Origin of the sequence: Streptomyces sp. NRRL F-5755 (assembly GCF_001279365.1) — a bacterium.
In the GTDB taxonomy this organism is placed as follows: domain Bacteria; phylum Actinomycetota; class Actinomycetes; order Streptomycetales; family Streptomycetaceae; genus Streptomyces; species Streptomyces rimosus.
On the sequence record NZ_LGCW01000295.1, the window covers coordinates 276,116 to 294,640 of the forward strand.

Annotated in this window: 16 protein-coding genes; 10 read left to right on the forward strand and 6 right to left on the reverse strand. The window is 73.2% G+C overall.

Annotation, left to right across the window (positions count from 1 at the left end):
* The first annotated feature begins 9 nt into the window (after positions 1 to 9).
* Positions 10 to 1,848, forward strand: a complete 1,839-nt coding sequence (gene asnB / locus ADK86_RS32375; protein WP_053699787.1) for an asparagine synthase (glutamine-hydrolyzing) — start codon at positions 10 to 12, stop codon at positions 1,846 to 1,848.
* Entirely contained in the window at positions 1,845 to 3,101 is a 1,257-nt protein-coding gene (locus ADK86_RS32380; RefSeq protein WP_053699788.1) for an FAD-dependent monooxygenase, read from the forward strand. Before asnB ends, ADK86_RS32380 begins: the two co-directional genes overlap by 4 nt.
* A gap of 63 nt (positions 3,102 to 3,164) precedes the next feature.
* On the opposite strand, the gene ADK86_RS32385 is transcribed toward ADK86_RS32380, so the two are convergent.
* The 3 genes from ADK86_RS32385 to ADK86_RS32395 are packed head-to-tail and all read right to left on the reverse strand — an operon-like array spanning position 3,165 to position 6,680.
* A complete protein-coding gene (locus ADK86_RS32385) occupies positions 3,165 to 4,202 on the reverse strand; it encodes a methyltransferase (RefSeq protein ID WP_053699789.1) in 1,038 nt (345 codons plus the stop codon).
* 52 nt (positions 4,203 to 4,254) lie between these two features.
* Positions 4,255 to 6,189, reverse strand: coding sequence for an AMP-binding protein (locus ADK86_RS32390; protein WP_053699790.1), 1,935 nt, complete (start codon positions 6,187 to 6,189; stop codon positions 4,255 to 4,257).
* A 38-nt stretch (positions 6,190 to 6,227) separates the two neighbouring features.
* Positions 6,228 to 6,680 (reverse strand): nuclear transport factor 2 family protein, encoded by a 453-nt coding sequence (locus ADK86_RS32395; protein WP_030596595.1) that lies wholly within the window; start codon positions 6,678 to 6,680, stop codon positions 6,228 to 6,230.
* A gap of 268 nt (positions 6,681 to 6,948) precedes the next feature.
* Here ADK86_RS32395 and ADK86_RS32400 point away from each other — a divergent pair, with 268 nt between their 5' ends.
* The 6 genes from ADK86_RS32400 (at position 6,949) to ADK86_RS32425 (ending at position 13,149) form a co-directional block, all read left to right on the forward strand.
* A complete protein-coding gene (locus ADK86_RS32400; protein ID WP_030372728.1) occupies positions 6,949 to 7,740 on the forward strand; it encodes an SDR family NAD(P)-dependent oxidoreductase in 792 nt (263 codons plus the stop codon).
* A 58-nt stretch (positions 7,741 to 7,798) separates the two neighbouring features.
* The gene (gene oxyK / locus ADK86_RS32405; protein WP_053699791.1) at positions 7,799 to 8,752 is read left to right on the forward strand and encodes a tetracycline nonaketamide D-ring cyclase/dehydratase OxyK; all 954 of its coding nucleotides are present in this window, start codon (positions 7,799 to 7,801) and stop codon (positions 8,750 to 8,752) included.
* Positions 8,742 to 10,415 carry an FAD-dependent monooxygenase gene (locus tag ADK86_RS32410; protein ID WP_053699792.1) on the forward strand — a complete coding sequence of 558 codons (1,674 nt, stop codon included), beginning with the start codon at positions 8,742 to 8,744 and terminating at the stop codon, positions 10,413 to 10,415. Before oxyK ends, ADK86_RS32410 begins: the two co-directional genes overlap by 11 nt.
* 17 nt (positions 10,416 to 10,432) lie before the next feature.
* The gene (locus tag ADK86_RS32415) at positions 10,433 to 11,191 is read left to right on the forward strand and encodes an SDR family oxidoreductase (RefSeq protein ID WP_030596588.1); all 759 of its coding nucleotides are present in this window, start codon (positions 10,433 to 10,435) and stop codon (positions 11,189 to 11,191) included.
* A 19-nt stretch (positions 11,192 to 11,210) separates the two neighbouring features.
* Positions 11,211 to 11,984 (forward strand): cyclase family protein, encoded by a 774-nt coding sequence (locus ADK86_RS32420; protein ID WP_053699793.1) that lies wholly within the window; start codon positions 11,211 to 11,213, stop codon positions 11,982 to 11,984.
* 103 nt (positions 11,985 to 12,087) lie between these two features.
* Positions 12,088 to 13,149: a pentapeptide repeat-containing protein gene (locus tag ADK86_RS32425; protein WP_234346148.1), complete on the forward strand. Its 1,062-nt coding sequence runs from the start codon at positions 12,088 to 12,090 to the stop codon at positions 13,147 to 13,149.
* 17 nt (positions 13,150 to 13,166) lie between these two features.
* Here ADK86_RS32425 and ADK86_RS32430 read toward each other — a convergent pair whose 3' ends face one another.
* Genes ADK86_RS32430 through ADK86_RS32440 form a run of 3 tightly spaced genes read right to left on the reverse strand, consistent with a single transcriptional unit; the run spans position 13,167 to position 15,690 of the window.
* Positions 13,167 to 14,189, reverse strand: coding sequence for an acyltransferase domain-containing protein (locus tag ADK86_RS32430; protein ID WP_053699795.1), 1,023 nt, complete (start codon positions 14,187 to 14,189; stop codon positions 13,167 to 13,169).
* Positions 14,186 to 15,265 carry a 4-dedimethylamino-4-oxo-anhydrotetracycline transaminase OxyQ gene (gene oxyQ, locus ADK86_RS32435; protein ID WP_053699796.1) on the reverse strand — a complete coding sequence of 360 codons (1,080 nt, stop codon included), beginning with the start codon at positions 15,263 to 15,265 and terminating at the stop codon, positions 14,186 to 14,188. The genes ADK86_RS32430 and oxyQ overlap by 4 nt, the downstream gene beginning before the upstream one ends.
* The gene (locus ADK86_RS32440) at positions 15,262 to 15,690 is read right to left on the reverse strand and encodes a PPOX class F420-dependent oxidoreductase (RefSeq protein ID WP_003981035.1); all 429 of its coding nucleotides are present in this window, start codon (positions 15,688 to 15,690) and stop codon (positions 15,262 to 15,264) included. The genes oxyQ and ADK86_RS32440 overlap by 4 nt, the downstream gene beginning before the upstream one ends.
* Positions 15,691 to 15,845: 155 nt before the next feature.
* Between ADK86_RS32440 and ADK86_RS32445 the strand changes: the two genes are divergently transcribed.
* The gene (locus tag ADK86_RS32445) at positions 15,846 to 17,357 is read left to right on the forward strand and encodes an FAD-dependent monooxygenase (protein ID WP_053699797.1); all 1,512 of its coding nucleotides are present in this window, start codon (positions 15,846 to 15,848) and stop codon (positions 17,355 to 17,357) included.
* 63 nt (positions 17,358 to 17,420) lie between these two features.
* Positions 17,421 to 18,455 (forward strand): methyltransferase, encoded by a 1,035-nt coding sequence (locus ADK86_RS32450; RefSeq protein WP_050506752.1) that lies wholly within the window; start codon positions 17,421 to 17,423, stop codon positions 18,453 to 18,455.
* Positions 18,456 to 18,525: the final 70 nt, after the last annotated feature.

Genomic DNA, 18,525 nt, shown 5'->3' on the forward strand with positions numbered 1-18,525 from the left:
GACCGGCCGATGTGCGGAATCGCCGGCTGGATCGATTTCGAACGCAATCTGGCGCAGGAGCGGGCGACGGCCTGGGCCATGACGGACACCATGGCCTGCCGGGGCCCGGACGACGCGGGCCTGTGGACCGGCGGCCACGCGGCGCTCGGCCACCGCAGGCTGGCCGTCATCGACCCCGCGCACGGGCGGCAGCCGATGCACAGCACGCTGCCGGACGGCACGAGCCACGTCATCACGTTCAGCGGGGAGATCTACAACTTCCGTGAACTGCGGGCCGAGCTGGAGTCCCACGGGCACCGCTTCCGTACCCACTGCGACACGGAGGTGGTGCTGCACGGCTACACGCGGTGGGGCCGGGAGCTGGTGGACCGGCTCAACGGCATGTACGCCTTCGCCGTATGGGACGAGGCCCGGCAGGAACTGCTGCTGGTCCGCGACCGGATGGGGGTCAAACCGCTCTACTACCACCCGACCACCACCGGTGTGCTGTTCGGCTCCGAGCCGAAGGCCGTACTCGCGCACCCGTCGCTCCGGCGGCGGGTGACGGCCGAGGGCCTGTGTGAAGTGCTGGACATGGTCAAGACTCCCGGCCGGACCGTCTTCTCGGGGATGCGCGAGGTGCTGCCGGGCGAGGTGGTCACCGTCGGGCGCACCGGCGTGACCCGCAGGCGGTACTGGACGCTCCAGGCGCGGGAGCACACCGACGACCTGGAGACCACCATCGCCACGGTGCGCGGCCTGCTGACGGACACGGTGCGCCGGCAGCTGGTCTCCGACGTGCCGCTGTGCACCCTGCTCTCCGGCGGGCTGGACTCCTCGGCGGTGACGGCGCTGGCGGCGCGGGCGGGCGACGGGCCGGTCCGTACGTTCTCGGTGGACTTCTCCGGCGCGGGCACCCGGTTCCAGCCGGATGCCGTACGGGGCAACACGGACGCGCCGTACGTCCAGGAGATGGTGCGGCACGTGGCGGCGAACCATACGGAAGTGGTGCTGGACAGCGCGGATCTCGCGGCCCCCGCGGTGCGCGCCGCCGTTCTGGGGGCCACCGACCTGCCCCCGGCGTTCTGGGGCGACATGTGGCCGTCGCTGTACCTGTTCTTCCGGCAGGTGCGGCAGCACTGCACGGTGGCCCTGTCGGGCGAGGCGGCGGACGAACTCTTCGGCGGCTACCGGTGGTTCCACCGGCCGGCGGCCATCGACGCCGGTACGTTCCCCTGGCTGACCGCCGGCTCGGCCCGGTACTTCGGCGGCCGGGGCCTGTTCGACCGCAAGCTGCTGGACAAGCTCGACCTGCCGGGCTACCAGCGCGACCGGTACGCGGAGGCCCGTGAGGAGGTCCCCGTACTGCCCGGCGAGGACGCGCGGGAGGCGGAGCTGCGCCGAGTGACCTACCTCAATCTCACCCGCTTCGTGCAGACCCTGCTGGACCGCAAGGACCGGATGAGCATGGCGACCGGTCTGGAGGTGCGGGTGCCGTTCTGCGACCACCGGCTGGTCGACTACGTCTTCAACGTGCCGTGGGCCATGAAGTCCTTCGACGGCAGGGAGAAGAGCCTGCTGCGGGCCGCGGTGCGCGACCTGCTGCCGGAGTCGGTGGTCACCCGGGTCAAGACGCCCTACCCCGCCACACAGGACCCGGTCTACGAGCGGCTGTTGCGCGACGAACTGGCCGCGCTGCTGGCCGACAGCAATGCGCCGGTCCGCGAGCTGCTCGACCTGGGGCGGGCGCGCGACCTGCTGAGGCGGCCGGTCGGCGCCGTCAGTCAGCCGTACGACCGCGGCAGTCTGGAGCTGGTGCTGTGGATGAACACCTGGCTGGCGGAGTACGGCGTCAGCCTGGAGCTGTGACCGGCCCCGCGCGGCCGGCGGCCGACGGCGCGCACACCGATGTGTGCGTCGTCGGCGGCGGCCCGGCCGGGCTGACCCTGGCGCTGCTGATGCTGCGCTCGGGGGCGCGGGTGACGCTGGTCGAGCGCAGCCGCTCACTGGACCGCGCCTACCGGGGCGAGATCCTCCAGCCGGGCGGGCAGGCACTGCTCGACGCGCTCGGCGTCCTGGAAGGTGCCCGGCGGCGCGGCTGCCACGAACACGACGGTTTCCGGCTGGAGGAGCGCGGCAGGACCCTGATCAACGGGGATTACCGGCGGCTGCCCGGCCCGTACAACTGCCTGCTCAGCCTGCCGCAGCAACATCTGCTGACCGATCTGCTGGAGCGCTGCCGGGCCCATCCGCGCTTCACCTGCCTGACCGGCACCAAGGTCAACGGGCTGGTGGAGGAGGGCGGCGTGGTGCGCGGTGTGGTGTGCGGCGGCAAGGCGGACGGGCTGGTGGTGCGCGCGGACTGCGTGGTCGGCGCGGACGGGCGGTATTCGACGGTCCGCAAGCTGGCCGGCATTCCGTACGACCGCATCGAGCTGTTCGACCAGGATGTGCTGTGGTGCAAGCTCACCGCGCCCGCCACCCGTACGGTGCGGATCTTCCGGGCCGGCGGCAACCCGGTGCTGGCCTACACGTCCTTCCCCGACTGCGTACAGCTCGGCTGGACGCTGCCGCACAAGGGCTACCAGGCGCTGGCCGAGCGGGGGTTCGCGCACGTCAAGGAGCGTATCCGGGCGGCCGTGCCCGAGTACGCGGACGCGGTGGACCAGCAGGTGAACAGCTTCAAGGACGTGTCTCTGCTGGATGTGTTCGCCGGCTCCGCACGGCGGTGGGCGCGCGACGGGCTGCTGCTCATCGGCGACAGCGCGCACACCCACAGCCCGATCGGGGCCCAGGGCATCAACCTCGCCATCCAGGACGCGGTCGCCGCGCACCCGGTGCTGTGCGAGGGCCTGCGGCGACGGGACCTGAGCGAGGGGTTCCTCGCCGCGGTCGCGGCGCGGCGCCGTCCGGAGACCGAGCGGGCGACCCGCGTCCAGGTGATGCAGAGCCGGATGATGCTGTCGACCGGACGCGTTTCCGCGGCCGTCCGCCCGAAGGCGGCGATGCTGGTCTCGCGCACCCCGGCCTACCGCTCCGTCCTGCGGCGCATCGCCTACGGCGACCAGGCCCTGCGGGTCCGCTCCGACCTGTTCGAGAAGGGCGAGCCCGCGACCGTCTGATCCTCGTACGACGGGACCCCCGGCCGAGTGTTCCGGCCGGGGGTCCCGTCGTATGGGTGGCGGCTACGCGGGCACCTTGCTCACGAACATGTGCAGGTAGGAGTTGACCGCGCGTACCTCCTCCAGCTGGAGCCCCGCCTGCTCCACCAGCGCGCTCAGCCCCGCCTTGGTGTGCTTCTTGCCGCCGACGTTGAGCAGCAGCATCAGGTCCATGGCGGTGGTGAACCGGGTCTCGGGACTGCCGTCGACCAGGTTCTCCACCACCACGACGCGCGCTCCGGCGGGGGCCGACTTGGCGACGTTGCGCAGGGTCCGCACCGTGCTCTCGTCGTCCCACTCCAGGATGTTCTTCAGCAGGTACAGGTCGGCGCCCTCCGGCACCGACTGCCGGCAGTCGCCGCCCACCAGTTGCACGCGACCGGCGAGCGCGCCGCCCTCGCGCAGCCGCGGGTCTGCGTCGGCGACGACCTTCGGCAGGTCGAAGAGGGTGCCGCGCAGCGCCGGGTACTTCTCCAGCAGGGTGGCGAGCACCATGCCCTGGCCCCCGGCGATGTCCACCATGGCGCCGACGCCGTCCAGGTCGAGCACCTCGGCGATGGCCTTCGCCGACAGCACGCTGGACTGGGTCATGGCCTTGTCGAACACCTCGGCCGACTCGCGGGCCTCGGCGGTGTGCAGCCAGTCGAAGAATTCGGTGCCGTACAGCGCGGTGAACTCCTCCCGGCCGGTGCGCACGGCGTCCGCCAGGTGCGGCCACAGCGCCCAGGTCCAGGGCTCGGTCGCCCACAGCGCCGAGTAGCGCAGGCCGCGCGGGGCGTCCTCGCGCAGCAGCCGGGAGGCGTCGGTGTGCTGGAAGCGGCCGTCGGGGAGTTCGCTGAAGACGCCGTACGCGGCGAGGGCGCGCAGCAGGCGCTCCAGCGCGTCCGCGTCGGCCCGTACCGCCTTCGCGAGGGTGCCGGCGTCCGCGGGTTCGTCCCCGAGGGCGTCCGCGACGCCCAGGCTCGCCGCGGCGCGGACGGCGGCGGCGCAGGCGGCGCTCAGGGCGAGTTCGCGCAGCCGCATGACGGCGGGGGGAAGCGCCGTGGGAGAGGTGCTGGTCACGGTGGACTGCCTTTCTGTTTCTGTGGGTGGGGTCGGCGCGGCGGAGCCGCCGTCAGCCGGCCGCGGTGACCGGGACGAACGGGGCCGGGTCGGCGCTCGCGAGCTTCTTGACCTCGCTCACGGCCTGCTGGAACGTCTCGGTGCGCAGCGCACGGCCGTGCGACTCGGCGTCGTCCCACTCGGCGATCTCGACGTAGACCTGCGGGTCCTTGGCGGAGCGCAGCAGGCGGTGCGAGCGGAAGCCGGGCTGCCGGGACATATGGGCGGTGATCTCACCGACCCGCTTCTCGAACTCGGCGGCGTCGCCCTGGACCGTGAACCGGTTGATGAAGGTGAACATGGTGGAGGTGCCCTTCGTGTGGTGGGTGGCGCCCGTGTCGTGCCGGCGGGTACCGCCGAGGGTCTGTTCCCGCAGGTCGCGGCGCTGGATCTTGCCGGTGGGCGAGCGCGGGATGTGCCGTACGACGTCGAGGTACTTGATGTGCTGGTAGTAGGGCAGCTGGTCGTTGACGAAGCGGACGACGGCGTCGCGGTCGGTGGCCTCGTCCGCCAGGACCACCAGCGCGTGCGCGACCGCGCCGCTCAACTCGTCCGGGTGGTCGAAGACCGCGCAGTCCGTCACCCCGGGGCAGCGGGCCAGCACGTTCTCGATCTCCAGGGGCGAGACCAGCCAGTTGTCGCACTTGAAGACGTCCTTGACCCGGTCGACGACGAACAGCCGCCCCTCCGCGTCGGTCTCGCCGATGTCGCCGGTCGAGAACCAGCCGTCCGGGTCCACGGACTCCTCCCGCGGCCGGCCGAGGTACCCCTTCATCAGCTGGGGACCCTTGACCTGGATCTCGCCACGGCCGCCCACCGGGAGGACGGCGCGGGTCCGCAGGTCCACGATCCGGCAGGCGGTGCCGGGCACGGGCCTGCCCGACGAGCCGGCCACCGGGTGGTCCAGGTCGTCGAAGTGCGTGGACGGCGCGGTCTCGGCCAGTCCGTACCCCTGGACGACCGGGACACCGAAGTGCTCGCCCAGGACGTCGGCGGTCCGCGCGGGCAGGGCCGATCCGCCGGAGAGCACGGCCCGCAGACTGGGCACGGACAGTTCCGGCAGCCGGTCGTCCGCCGCCAGCCGGGCCAGCCGTACCGGCAGGCTGTAGAGGTGCGTCGCGCCGTGGCGGGCACCCTCGCGCAGCGCGGCCACGGTGTCGTCCCCGGGCCGCAGCAGGTGGGTGGCGCCGACGGTCACCGCGATGTTCAGGTGCATCAAGTGGAACGACGGCAGGGTGTTGAGCAGCACCGACTCGGGGGTGAGCCGGTGGGTGTACGCGGTCTGGGCCGCGTTCACCGTCAGGTTGCGGTGGGTGAGCATGACGGTCTTCGGGGCGCCGGTGGTGCCGCTGGTGAACTGGAGGTTGGCCACGGCCTCGGGGTCGCGGCCGGCGAACGGCGCCGTGGCGGGGGCCGCGTCGATCAGTTCGTCCAGCGTGGGCACGTCCGCCGTGGCCTCCTGGAAGCCCGCCTCGCGGTGGGTGAGCACCACGGTCCGCAGCGCCGGCAGGTCCCCCCGTGCGGCCTGGATCCGCCCGTACATCTCCGGCGGGACGATCACGGTCCGCGCCCCGGCGGAGCGCAGTACGTGCGTCAGGCGCTCCTCGCGCAGCAGCGGGTTGAACATCGCGCTGACGTGCTGGGCCCGGGAGGCGCCGAAGTACGCCACGGCGAACGACGTGTCCAGCACGGCGGCGATGCCCACCACCGCGCCGGGTTCGCCGTCCAGTTCGCGCAGCGCGGCGGCGCACCGCGTCGCCCGCTCCTCCAGGGCCGCGTAGGTCAGGTCCCCCGACGGGCCGCTCAGCGCGAGCCGTCCGGGGGCGCGGCGGGCCGCCCGCGACAGCACATCGTCGATGCGCGGGCCGCCCGTCAACTGCGCCAGCACGTCGAGCGGCGGCCCCTCGGCGGTACTGTCCTGCGGGCCGTCGGGGTGGCGCTCGGTCATGGGCACGGCTCCTCTCTCGCTCGTGGGTCGGGGCTGCACTACTCGGGCCGCAGGTCGTCCCGGCGCACCTCGCGGTGCCGTACGCGCAGGTGGCCGTCCTCCCGTACGAGCACGTCGTCGCAGCTCGTGCTCAGGTGCACCGCCGCCTGGCCGCCGCGCGGCGTGCTGATGATCAGGGCGTAGGTGCGGGCGCGGACGGTGCCGTCGTCACAGGCGTCGGCCTCCAGCATGCCGAGCCAGTGGCGGCGCTGGACGCCCTGTTCGGCCAGCAGGGCGGCGGCCTTGCGGGCCCCGGCCGCGATGGCGGCCCGCCCGACGGACGGCTCGGGGTGGGCGTTGGCGACGAAGACGCCGTCCTCGGTGAAGGTGCCGGCCCACTCCTCGACCCGCGCCTCGTCCAGGCAGCGCATCTGGCGTCCGTAGAAGTGCTGGATCTCCTGGTAGAGCGCGGTGTCCACGGGGACGCCCGAGGGCTGTTCCGGGGCGGTCATACGACTCTCCTCTCCGGCGGCCGGGCTGGGGGCGGCCGCTCGGCGTGAGCGTGGCAGCCGGTCTTCGACCGTTCTTCGAGCCGTGGTCGGTCCGTGCTCGCCCCGCCGCGCCGCACGGAGACGGCCCCAACCGCGGTCGGTCCAGCCTCGAACGGGCCCTTGCAGGCTGGGGCGTACGGGACGGGCGAGGCAGCGCCTGGGTCCGCCCGGCCGGAAGGGCGCCGCGCGAGCGCGCCCACCGCAGACCACAACACCGGAGGACAAGGCCATGACTACCAGTGCCACGCCCAGGACCGCCCTGGTGACGGGCGGCACCAGCGGCATCGGGCTCGCCGTGGTGAAGACGCTCGCCGCCCGCGGGCTGCGGGTGTTCCTGTGCGCCCGCAGCCGCGAGAACGTCGACGCCGTGGTCAAGGAACTGCGCGACCAGGGGCTGGAGGTGGCCGGGTGCGAGGGGGACGTGCGGTCCCGGGAGTCGGTGGAGCGGGTGGTGCGCGCCGCGGTCGACCGGTTCGGGCCGCTGAGCGTCCTGGTGAACAACGCGGGGCGCAGCGGCGGCGGAGTGACCGCGCGCATTCCCGACGAGCTCTGGTACGACGTGATCGACACCAACCTCAACAGCGCCTTCCTGGTCACCCGTGAGGCCCTGACCACCGGCGGGCTGGAGCGGGCGGGCGCCGACGGGCGGATCATCAGCATCGCCTCCACCGGCGGCAAGCAGGGCGTTCCGCTGGGCGCCCCCTACTCGGCCTCGAAGGCGGGCCTGATCGGTTTCACCAAGGCACTGGCCAAGGAGCTGGCGCCCACGGGGGTCACCGTCAACGCCGTGTGCCCGGGCTACGTGGAGACGCCGATGGCCGTCCGCGTACGGCAGGCGTACGCGGCCACCTGGGACACCACCGAGGAGGACGTGCTGTCCCGCTTCAACGACAAGATCCCGCTGGGGCGCTACTCCACGCCCGAGGAGGTGGCCGCCCTGGTCGGCCACCTGGCGGGCGACGAGGCCGGGTCCATCACCGCGCAGGCCCTCAACGTCTGCGGCGGGCTGGGCATTTACTGACCCGCCCCCCACCGCCCCGCCACCGCTGCTCCGAACACCCGAGAGGAACCGACGACGCATGCCCGCACCCACATCCCACCGCGCCGTGCACCGCACGGAGATCGATGCCCCGGCCGACCGGGTGTACGCCCTGATCCGGGACGCCGCCGAGTGGCCCCGGCACTTCGCCCCGACCGTCCATGTCGAGCGCGCGGAGCTCGACGCCCGCAGCGAGCGGCTGCGGATCTGGGCCACCGCCAACGGCGAGGTCAAGCACTGGACGTCGCGGCGCACCCTGGACCCCGACCGCCGGAGCGTCCGGTTCCGGCAGGAGGTGAGCTCGCCTCCGGTGGCCGCGATGAGCGGTGAATGGGTCCTGGAGGAGCGGCCGGGCGGGCGCTGCGAGCTGACGCTGCACCACACGTTCGCCGCGGTGGACGACCGCCCGGAGGACGTGGAGTGGATCACCACCGCGACCGACCGCAACAGCCGTACGGAGCTGGCGAACATCAAGGCGCTGGCCGAGGCCGCGGGGTCCGATGCGGAGCTGCTGTTCTCGTTCGAGGACTCCGAGACGGTGCACGCCCCCGCCGAGGCGGTGTACGCGTTCCTCGCGGAGGCCGGGAAGTGGCCCGACCGGCTGCCGCACGTCTCCCGGCTCGACCTCACCGAGCCGTCCGACGGCGTGCAGGTGATGACCATGGTCACCCGCGCCAACGACGGCTCGGAGCACACGACGGAGTCCGTGCGGGTGTGCTTCCCCGACGAACTGCGCATCGTCTACAAGCAGATCGGCACCCCGCCGCTGATGACCCTGCACACCGGCGAGTGGTCGATACGGGACACCGGGGACGGGCTGCTCGTCACCTCCCAGCACACCATCCGGATCAACGAGGCCGCCATCCCGGAAATCCTCGGCGCGGACGCCACGGCGGCCGACGCGCGGGCCCGGGTGCGCGCGGCGGTCGGCGGCAACAGCGCGGCCACCCTGGCCCTCGCCAAGCGCTTCGCGGAGGCCCCGCATGCCGCCTGAGGCGGACGGCCCGCAGGTGCTGATCGCCGGCGCCGGACCCGTCGGCCTGACCCTGGCGCACGAACTGACCCGCCGGCGCGTCCGCGTCCGGGTGATCGACCGGGCGGACGGTCCGGCGACCACCAGCCGGGCGCTGGCCGTGCATCCGCGCACCCTGGAGGCGTGCCACCAGATGGGCCTGGCGGACGCCCTGGTGGCGCGGGGCCGGCCGGTCGTCCACTTCACCGTGCACCTGCGCGGCCGGCAGCTGATCCGTTTCGACACCAACTACGGCAGGCTGCCCACGGCGTACCCGTTCAGCCTGATGCTCGACCAGGTCCGTACGGAGGAGATCCTGCGCGAGCGCCTGGCCGAGCTGGGCGTCGGGATCGAGTGGGGCGTGGAACTGGCCGACTGCGCACCCTCCGGGGACCGGGTCGACGCCGAACTGCGCCGTGACGGCCGCTCCGAACAGGTCACCGTGCCCTGGCTGGTGGGCGCGGACGGCTCCCGCAGCACCGTACGCGAGCGGCTGGGGCTGCGGCTGGTCGGCGACGCGACGCAGACCTGGCTCAACGCGGATGTGGTCCTGGACGCCGACCTGTCCCGCGACAGCAACCACCTGGTGCACACCGGCTCCGGGACCGTGCTGCTGGTGCCGTTCCCCGACCCCGGCAAGTGGCGTGCGGTGGACACCGAGTACGCAGGTCAGGGAGCCGATCCGGAGACGGTGCGGCGCCGGCTCGCCGGCTCCCTGGCGCGCGGTCTCGGGCGTCCGGTGGCGGTCTCGGAGCCGACCTGGGTCTCCGTCTTCCGCGTACAGCAGCGCATGATCACCGCCATGCGCTCCGGCCGCTGCTTCGTGGCCGGGGACGCCGCGCACGTCCACAGCCCGGCCTCCGGCCAGGGCATGAACACCGGCATGCAGGACGCCTACAACCTGGCGTGGAAGCTGGCGGACGTGGTGCGCGGGCACGCACGGGAAGAGCTGCTGGACACCTACGCCGCCGAGCGCATCCCGGTGGGCGGCAGGCTGCTGTCCTCGACGCGCACGGCCACGGCCCTGGTGGCGCTGCGCAACGCCGTGGCGCCGGTGGCCATGCCCGTGGGCCTGTCCTTCCTCAAGGCGGTGCGCCCGCTCAAACGGCGCGTCGAGCACCGGATCATGGCGGGAATGTCCGGCCTCGCCCTGCACTACGCGGACAGTCCGCTGACGTACGGCACGGCCGACGGGGCGGCAGGGGTGCGCCCCGGACATCTGGTCGCGTGCACGGAACAGGACGTGGCGCGCCACCCCGGCCTCCGGGCGCTGCGGCAGGCGCTCACCGATCCCCGGTGGCTGCTTCTGCTGTTCGCTGAGGATGGCGGCGCCGCGGAGCTGGCACTGCGGTACGGCCGGGCCGTACAGATACGCACCGTCGCCCCCCACGAAAGCCAGGCCGGCCCCGCCCTCGCCGACCCCGACGACGCTCTGCGGCAGACCCTCGGCGTCCCTCCCGGCGGCTGGGCGCTGATTCGACCGGACGGCTATCTGGCCGCGAAGGGGCAGCGGTCCGGCACCACAACCCTGGCCGCCCGGCTCCAGGCACTGCACCTGCTCCCGGAGGACACCGCGCCCGGCGCCGGTGACTCTGCCGGCCGGCCCGCGCCGGACGGCACGCGCCGGGGCGTGACGACCGAATGACCAAGGAGGACACGCGTATGACAGCGATCAACGGCGCACCGGCGGCGGGCGGTTCGGTGGCACTGGTCATCGGCGGCACCCGCGGCATCGGGCTGGCCGTCGCCCGCAAACTGAGCGCGGCGGGCAGCGAGGTGCTGCTCAACTACGCGCACGACGAGGACGGCGCGCTGGCGGCCGAACGGCAGCTGTCCGAGGAGGGCGGCAAGGTACGGCTGATGCGCGCGGACATCGGCCGCCCCGCCGGGGTGGTGCGGCTGTTGGAAGACATCCGCCGCACCCACGGCCGGCTCGACGTCCTGGTGCACGCCGCCGGTTCCTTCCACCCGGCGCCGACCGCGTCCCCGCACATCGGCAAGTACCTGGGCGACGGCGCCGTGGCGGTCGGACCGCTGCTGTACGGGGCGGCGCGCCTGGGCACCCTGATGACCCCGGACACGGGCCGTATCGTCGCCGTCTCCAGCATCGGCGCCCGGACGGTGGTCCCCGGCTACGCGGGTCTGGGCATGGCCAAGGCGGCCCTGGAGACGCTGGTGCGGTACCTGGCGGTGGAACTCGCCGGGAAGGGCGTCGCGGTGAACGCGGTGGCCGCGGGCAAGATCGCCGATGGCGGTCCCGTACCGGCCCAGGTGCTGGAGGGCCTGCTGCGGCGGACCCCGACGGGGCGGCTGGCGACTGCCGAAGAGGTGGCCGACGTGGTGGCGCTGCTGTGCCGCCCCGAGGCCGGCGGCCTGCACGGACAGGTGCTCACCGTGGACGGCGGGGCCTGCCTGCGGTAGGCGTCCGGAAGGGACCGACATGCGCATCATCGATCTGTCGACAACCGTGGACGCCGGCCGGTGGGAGGTCGACCCGGTCGAACACGAAGTCCTCACCCCGGCCGAGGGCGGCCGGCACATGGCCGAGGGGATGAGGCGCCACCACGGCATCGACTTCGACCCGGACGACCTCCCGGACGGCGAACTGCTGTCCCTCGACACCCTGCGGCTGACCACCCACACCGGCACCCACGTCGACGCCCCGTCGCACTACGGGTCCCGCGCGCGCTACGGCACGCCGCGCCACATCGACCAGATGCCGCTGGACTGGTTTCTGCGGCCGGGCCTCAAGCTCGACCTCACCGACGAGCCGGTGGGCGTCATCGGCGCCGACCGGATACGGCGGGCCCTCGACGAGGCGGGCCGCGACCCGCGTCCGTACGACATCGTGCTGCTGCACACCGGCGCCGACCGGCGGGCCGGAAAGCCCGAATACTTCACCGAGTTCGCCGGCCTGGACGCCGCGGCGACCCACCTGCTGCTCGACTTCGGCGTCCGGGTCATCGGCACCGACGCCTTCAGCCTCGACGCCCCGTTCGGGCACATGATCAAGGAGTACCAGCGCACCGGCGACCGCGGGGTGCTGTGGCCCGCCCACTTCGTGGGACGGGAGCGCGAGTACTGCCAGATCGAGCGGCTGGACAACCTCGGCGCGCTGCCCGGACCGGACGGCTTCCTGGTCTCCTGCTTCCCGTTCAAGATCGCGGGAGCGGGGGCGGGGTGGACGCGGGCGGTGGCCGTGGTGGAGGAGTAGGTAGCAGGGGTGAGCGGGCGTCCCGGGAGCACCTGGGGCGCCCGTCCGCACGGCTTCCGCGGAACCCGCCACAGCCCGCCGGCGAAGGCGGTCGAATGGCAGCATGCGAAACCGGCGGAGTCAGCAGTTGCACCGCGTGGTCCGGCGCGCTTCCCGGGCCGGGAGCGGTCCGCCACCAGCCGGCAGCGGTCCTCGGCGTCCGGGGCTGGACTGGCCCCGCCTGGTCGAGCTGACTTCAGTGCTGCTCGCCTCCGTCGTCGCCGTGCTGAGCCTCTGGTTCTCCGACCGCCAGGTGAGCAACCAGTTGCGGATCGCCCGGGACGAGCTGAGCACCACGAAGGAAGGGCAGATCACCGAGCGGTACACCGCGGCCGTGGGACAGCTGGGCGAGGATTCGGTGGACGTGCGCCTGGGCGGCATCTACGCCCTTCAGCGCAACATGCAGGACCGCCCCCGCGACCACCCCACCATCGCCAACGTCCTGGCCGCCTACATCCGTACGCATGCCGGCACCCCGCCGAAAGGCGGCAAACAGGTGCCACCCGATGTCCTGGCCGCGCTCGATGTGATCAGCGGCCGGAACTCCGCCCACGACGGCTCTTTCGTTCCCGACCTCCGCTCCACCCACCTGCCCGGCGTCGAGCTGGGACGGGACCCCTCGTCTCCCGTCGCAGCCGACCACCAGCGGGCCCAGTTGCGCAGAGCGATCCTCCGTGACTGCTACCTCAGGGACGCGCATCTGAGCGGCGCAGACCTGCGAGGCGCGCGACTCGCACGCGCCGACCTGGCCAACGCGGATCTGCGCGGTGCGGACCTCCGGGACGCCACTCCGGCCCGGGCGAACCTGCGCGACGCGGACCTGTCCGACGCCACCCTGCGCAAGGCGGACCTAAGAGGCGCGGACCTTCGCGGCGCGGACCTGTGGGGCACCGACCTGCGCGGCGCGGTCCTGTACCGGGCGAACCTGGCCGGCCTGACCTTCGGTGAGACGCGCCTGGACGGAGCCGATCTGCGCGGTGCCGACCTCACGGACGCGGGCATCTCGCGCGACCACATCCTCTCGGTCCGCATCGACTCGGAGACGAAACTTCCCCCGCGCCTCGCCCGCGATCCGGACGTCCGGGCCCGGATCGCTCAAGCCGAGGCGGAGGACGACGGCTTCTGATCGCGGCTCGCCCCTCCTCAAGAAATGCGATACCCCTCACCCCGCAAGGCGTCCATCGCCTCCCCCAAAGCCACCCGGTCGTCCTCCGGCCCACCCGCCCGTTTAGGTGACAGCGGTACGACCATGCAGTCCCCACGCCGTACGGAAGGGTGCCGCAGAGCGAGGCTCGACAGCGTACGGCCGGGTCCCGCCTCGACCACCACCAGTCCGCCGGGCGACAGCAGCCCGTCCAGTGCGGGCCAGAAGCGCACCTGGTCCACCGGGTGTGCGGCCCAGTACGCGGGGTCGGCGATCTGTTGTGCCGTCAGCGGTGCGGCCGTGTAGCAGGAGTGGACCACGGTGCGCGGCGGCCGGCGTTCCACCGTGGCGAGCACCGCCTCGGCGCCCCTGGCGTGCGGGGCGATCGCCGGGCTGTGGAACGGGCTGAGCGCCGGGACCCGCTGGGCGGTGATGCCGCGGGCCCGCAGGGTCTCCCCCACGGCGCGCAGCGCGTCCTCCGGGCCTCCGAGTACGGTCTGCCGCGGCGCGTTGACGGCGCCGACCACCACGCCGTCGCCGAGGAAGGGTTCCAGCGAAGCGGCGGACTCCGCCACCGCCAGCATGCCGCCCGGGGGCGCGGCCGTCAGCCGCGTCACCCGGTCGAGCACCACCCGCGCGGCGTCGCGCACCGTGAACACCCCGGCGAGCGTGGCGGCCGCCATCTCGCCGATGCTGTGGCCGAGCAGCGCCACCGGGCGGATGCCCCAGCTCGTCACGAGGCGGCCGAGGGCGTAGTCGACGGCGAACAGCAGCGGCTGGGCCCGCAGTACGTGATCCACCGGCAGGTCCGGCCGCTCGGCCAGCCAGTCGGCGTGCATACGGGCGCCCTCGGACCCCATCGCGCCCAGCACCTCGTCGACCGCCTCGGCGAAGACCGGCTCGGCCGCGTACAGCCCCGCCGCCATCCGCCGGTACTGGGAGCCCTGGCCGGGCAGCAGCAGCGCCACCGGCCGGGGCCCCGCGGTGCCGGGGTCCCCGGCGGGCGCGGTGTCCGCCGTCATGTCAGCCGGGCGGCGGCCGCGGCGATGCGTTCGTCGGTCGCCGTGAACGCGATCCGTACGTACTGCTCACCGGCCTCGCCGTAGAAGGCACCGGGTGCGACGAGGATGCCGAGATCGGCCAGCTTCTGTACGGCGGGCCAGCAGGGCTCGCCCCGGGTCGCCCACAGGAACAGGCCGCCTTCGGAGTGCTCGACGCGGAACCCGGCCCCCTCCAGGGCCGTACGCAAAACACGCCGCCTGTAGGCGTACCGGTCCCGCTGCCGCTCCACGTGGGCGTCGTCCTCCAGTGCGGCCACCATGGCCGCCTGTACGGGGGCCGGAACCGCGTGCCCGGCGTGCTTGCGCACCTGGAGGAGGCGTGCGATCAGGGCCGGGTCGCCGGAGCAGATGCCCGCGCGGTAGCCCGCGAGGTTGGACCGCTTGGACAGCGAGTGCACCGCCAGCAGTCCTTCGTGGCTGCCGCCGCACACCGCCGGGTCCAGCAGCGACACCGGCCGCCGGTCCCACCCGTATTCGATGTAGCACTCGTCGTTGACGAGGACGGCGCCCCGGTCCCGCGCCCAGGCCACGATCTCGCGCAGCTCGGGTACGGACAGCACCCGCCCCTCCGGGTTGGACGGCGAGTTGAGCCAGACCACCTTGACCGGTTCGCTGCCGAGCTCCAGCGGTGAATCCACCGGCCGGCCCTGCGCGCCCGCGAGGCGCGCGCTGACGTCGAAGGTGGGGAACGCCAGCCGGGGAAAGGCCACCGTGTCGCCGGGGCCGGTGCCCAGCATCGCCGGGAGCCAGGCGATCAGCTCCTTGGTGCCGACCGCGGGCAGTACGGCCGAGGGGTCCACCGTCACGCCCAGGCGGCGGCGCAGCCAGGCGGCGGCCGCTTCGCGGAGCGCGGGCGTCCCCTCGGTGGGCGGGTAGCCGGGCGCGTCGGCCGCCGCCGCGAGGGCGTCGCGCACCACGTCGGGCGTGGCGTCGACCGGTTCGCCCAGGGCCAGGTTGACCAGCCCGTCGGGGTGGGCCGCGGCCCGCTTCTTGTACGGCAGCAGCACATCCCACGGGAATTCGGGCAGTTCCCTCATCGCCGTCCTCCGTCCTCGGCCGTGATGTCGCGTGCGTGGACCCCGGTGGACAGGTCCCCTTCGATGCCCCAGGTGACGATGCGCCGGGGGTGGATGCGGATCATCTCGTCGGCGCAGTGCGGCCGGCGCTCCCGGCCGCCGGTGGGCAGCGCCTGGGCCGTGCCGTGGATGACGACGGCCCGGACCACCTCCGGGTCGCGGCACGGCACGTCGTCCACGACGAAGGCGACCCGGTCGTTCTTCGCCACGTTCCGGAACTTGCGGCTGCGGCCCATGTCCCGGCCGGTGATCTCGATGGTGCCGCGCTCCTCGTCGATCTCGAAGGAGACGGGCACGTTGTGGGGTTCTCCGTGGGCACCGACCGTCGCCAGACGGCCGTAGCCCTGCGCGCGCAGGTAGGTGATTTCCTTCTGGGTGAACGGCATAGAGCGTCCTCGGGGTCCGTAGGGTCGCCGACACGCTACGAAGCCCGCTTCGAGCACACTTCGAGCCACCCGCTCCGGATTCCGGCTGGACGGCGCCTTGAATGCGCGCGGTCAGCATGCTCGGCGGCAACCCACTGATGATCCGAGGAGCGTGTATGCGGTACGACGTGGTGATCGCCGGCGCCGGGCCGACCGGCCTGATGCTCGCCTGCGAACTGCGCCTGGCCGGTGCCAGGACCCTGGTGCTGGAACGCCTGGCGGAGCCGGTCGACTTCTCCAAGGCCCTCGGTGTGCACGCGCGCACCGTCGAGCTGCTGGACATGCGCGGGCTGGGCGAGGAGTTCCAGGCCGAGGCGCCGAAGCTGCGCGGCGGGAACTTCGCCAGCCTCGGAGTGCCTCTGGATTTCTCGTCGTTCGACACCCGGCACCCGTACGCGCTGTTCGTCCCCCAGGTGCGTACCGAGGAGCTGCTGACCGGGCGGGCCCTGGAGCTGGGGGCCGAGCTGCGGCGCGGGCACGCGCTGACGTCGCTGGAGCAGGACGCCGACGGCGTGACCGTCTCCGTCACCGGGCCCGAGGGGCCGTACGAGGTCGAGTGCGCGTACCTGGTGGGGTGCGACGGCGGCGGCAGCACCGTACGCAAGCTGCTCGGCATCGACTTCCCCGGGCAGGACCCGCACATGTTCGCGGTGATCGCGGACGCCCGGTTCCGTGAGGAGCTGCCGCACGGCGAGGGCATGGGCCCGATGCGGCCGTACGGCGTCATGCGGCACGACCTGCGCGCCTGGTTCGCCGCCTTCCCGCTGGAGCCGGACATCTACCGCGCCACGGTCGCCTTCTTCGACCGGCCCTACGCCGACCGCCGGGCGCCGGTCACCGAGGAGGACGTGCGGGCCGCGCTGACCGAGGTGGCCGGCAGCGACTTCGGGATGCACGACGTGCGCTGGCTCTCCCGGCTCACCGACACCTCGCGCCAGGCCGAGCGGTACCGCGACGGCCGGGTCCTGCTGGCCGGCGACGCCTGCCACATCCACCTGCCCGCGGGCGGCCAGGGCCTCAACCTGGGCTTCCAGGACGCGGTGAACCTCGGCTGGAAGCTGGGCGCGACCATCGCGGGCACGGCTCCGCCGGAGCTGCTGGACACCTACGAGGCCGAGCGCCGCCCGATCGCCGCCGGCGTGCTGCGCAACACCCGCGCGCAGGCGGTGCTGATCGACCCGGACCCGCGTTACGAGGGGCTGCGGGAGCTGATGATCGAGCTGCTGCACGTCCCGGAGACCAACCGCTATCTGGCGGGCCTCATCTCGGCGCTGGACGTGCGGTACCCCATGCCGGGCGAGCACCCGCTGCTGGGGCGCCGCGTCCCGGACCTGCCGCTCGTCACCGAGGACGGCACCCGGCAGCTGAGCACGTACTTCCACGCGGCGCGCGGCGTCCTGCTGACGCTCGGCTGCGACCAGCCGCTCGCCGACGAGGCCGCGGCGTGGAAGGACCGGGTGGACCTGGTCGCGGCCGAGGGCGTCGCGGAGCCGGGCTCCGCGGTCGACGGGCTGGCCGCGCTGCTCGTACGGCCCGACGGCTACATCTGCTGGACCGCGGCCCCGGAGACGGGTACGGACGGGCTCACCGACGCCCTGCGCACCTGGTTCGGACCGCCCGCCATGTGAGGCACCCCCACCCGGTTCCCTGCGCCCTTCCGCACCCTGCCCCTTCCCAGGCCAAGGAGTCCCATGACCACCACACCGCTCGCCCCCGTGGCCCAGGCCCGCTCGCTGCTGCACCTGACCACCGCGTACCACCAGGCGAAAGCCCTGCACAGCGCCGTGGAGCTGGGCCTGTTCGACCTGCTCGCCGACGGACCCGCGACCGCCGGCGAGGTGAAGGACCGGCTGCGGATCGTCCATCCGCTGGCCAAGGAGTTCCTCGACGCGCTCGTGGCGCTGGAGTTGCTGGAGGCGGACGGCGACCGCTACCGCAACTCCCCCGCCGCCCAGGCGTTCCTGGTGTCCGGCGCCTCCGAGTACCTGGGCGGCACCGTCCTCCAGCACGCCCGCAAGCACTACCACGTATGGGCCGGGCTGACGACGGCGCTCCAGGAGGGCGAGGCGGGTTCCGGCGCCGAGGCGCACGGGCCCGAGGCGTACCCCAAGCACTACGAGGACCCGGAGCGGGCCCGTCAGGTCATGGCGCACTTCGACACCTTCAGTTCCTTCACGGCCGAGGAACTGGCGCGCCGCGTCGACTGGAGCGGGTACGGGTCCTTCATCGACATCGGCGGCGCCCGGGGCAACCTCGCCACACGGGTGGCTCTGGCCCATCCGCACCTGCACGGCGCCGTGTTCGACCTGCCCGCGCTGGCCCCGCTGGCCGACGAGCTGATCCGTGAGCGCGGCCTCGAAGGCCGCGTCCGCTTCCACGGCGGCGACTTCCTGACCGACCCGCTGCCGGCCGCGGACGCCGTGGTCACCGGGCATGTGCTGCCCGACTGGCCGGTACCGCAGCGGCGCAAGCTCCTCGCGCGCATCCACGAGGCGCTGCCCTCCGGCGGCGCGCTGGTGGTCTACGACCTGATGACGGATCCGGCCACCACGACGGTGCACGACGTGCTGCAACGGCTCAACCACGGTCTGATCCGCGGCGACAGCTCGTCCAGCAGCGTCGAGGAGTACCGCGCGGAGATCGAGGAGGCCGGCTTCCGGGTGCGGCAGGCGGAGCGCATCGACAACCTCCTCGGTGACTGGCTGATAGTCGCCGTCAAGCCCTGACCCTGCGTGGCCGCCCTTGCTACCGTGATCATGCCCGTGGGTGTGCTCCCGCCGGGCAGATCACAGCGAC

Bases quoted from the DNA above. Each gene is read 5' to 3' on its own strand.
- asnB (WP_053699787.1), top strand. From the start codon at position 10: ATGTGCGGAATCGCCGGCTGGATCGATTTCGAACGCAATCTGGCGCAG.
- ADK86_RS32390 (WP_053699790.1), bottom strand. From the start codon at position 6,189: ATGACCGAGCGCCACCCCGACGGCCCGCAGGACAGTACCGCCGAGGGG.
- ADK86_RS32395 (WP_030596595.1), bottom strand. From the start codon at position 6,680: ATGACCGCCCCGGAACAGCCCTCGGGCGTCCCCGTGGACACCGCGCTC.
- ADK86_RS32400 (WP_030372728.1), top strand. From the start codon at position 6,949: ATGACTACCAGTGCCACGCCCAGGACCGCCCTGGTGACGGGCGGCACC.
- oxyK (WP_053699791.1), top strand. From the start codon at position 7,799: ATGCCCGCACCCACATCCCACCGCGCCGTGCACCGCACGGAGATCGAT.
- ADK86_RS32410 (WP_053699792.1), top strand. From the start codon at position 8,742: ATGCCGCCTGAGGCGGACGGCCCGCAGGTGCTGATCGCCGGCGCCGGA.
- ADK86_RS32415 (WP_030596588.1), top strand. From the start codon at position 10,433: ATGACAGCGATCAACGGCGCACCGGCGGCGGGCGGTTCGGTGGCACTG.
- ADK86_RS32420 (WP_053699793.1), top strand. From the start codon at position 11,211: ATGCGCATCATCGATCTGTCGACAACCGTGGACGCCGGCCGGTGGGAG.
- ADK86_RS32425 (WP_234346148.1), top strand. From the start codon at position 12,088: ATGCGAAACCGGCGGAGTCAGCAGTTGCACCGCGTGGTCCGGCGCGCT.
- ADK86_RS32430 (WP_053699795.1), bottom strand. From the start codon at position 14,189: ATGACGGCGGACACCGCGCCCGCCGGGGACCCCGGCACCGCGGGGCCC.
- oxyQ (WP_053699796.1), bottom strand. From the start codon at position 15,265: ATGAGGGAACTGCCCGAATTCCCGTGGGATGTGCTGCTGCCGTACAAG.
- ADK86_RS32440 (WP_003981035.1), bottom strand. From the start codon at position 15,690: ATGCCGTTCACCCAGAAGGAAATCACCTACCTGCGCGCGCAGGGCTAC.
- ADK86_RS32445 (WP_053699797.1), top strand. From the start codon at position 15,846: ATGCGGTACGACGTGGTGATCGCCGGCGCCGGGCCGACCGGCCTGATG.
- ADK86_RS32450 (WP_050506752.1), top strand. From the start codon at position 17,421: ATGACCACCACACCGCTCGCCCCCGTGGCCCAGGCCCGCTCGCTGCTG.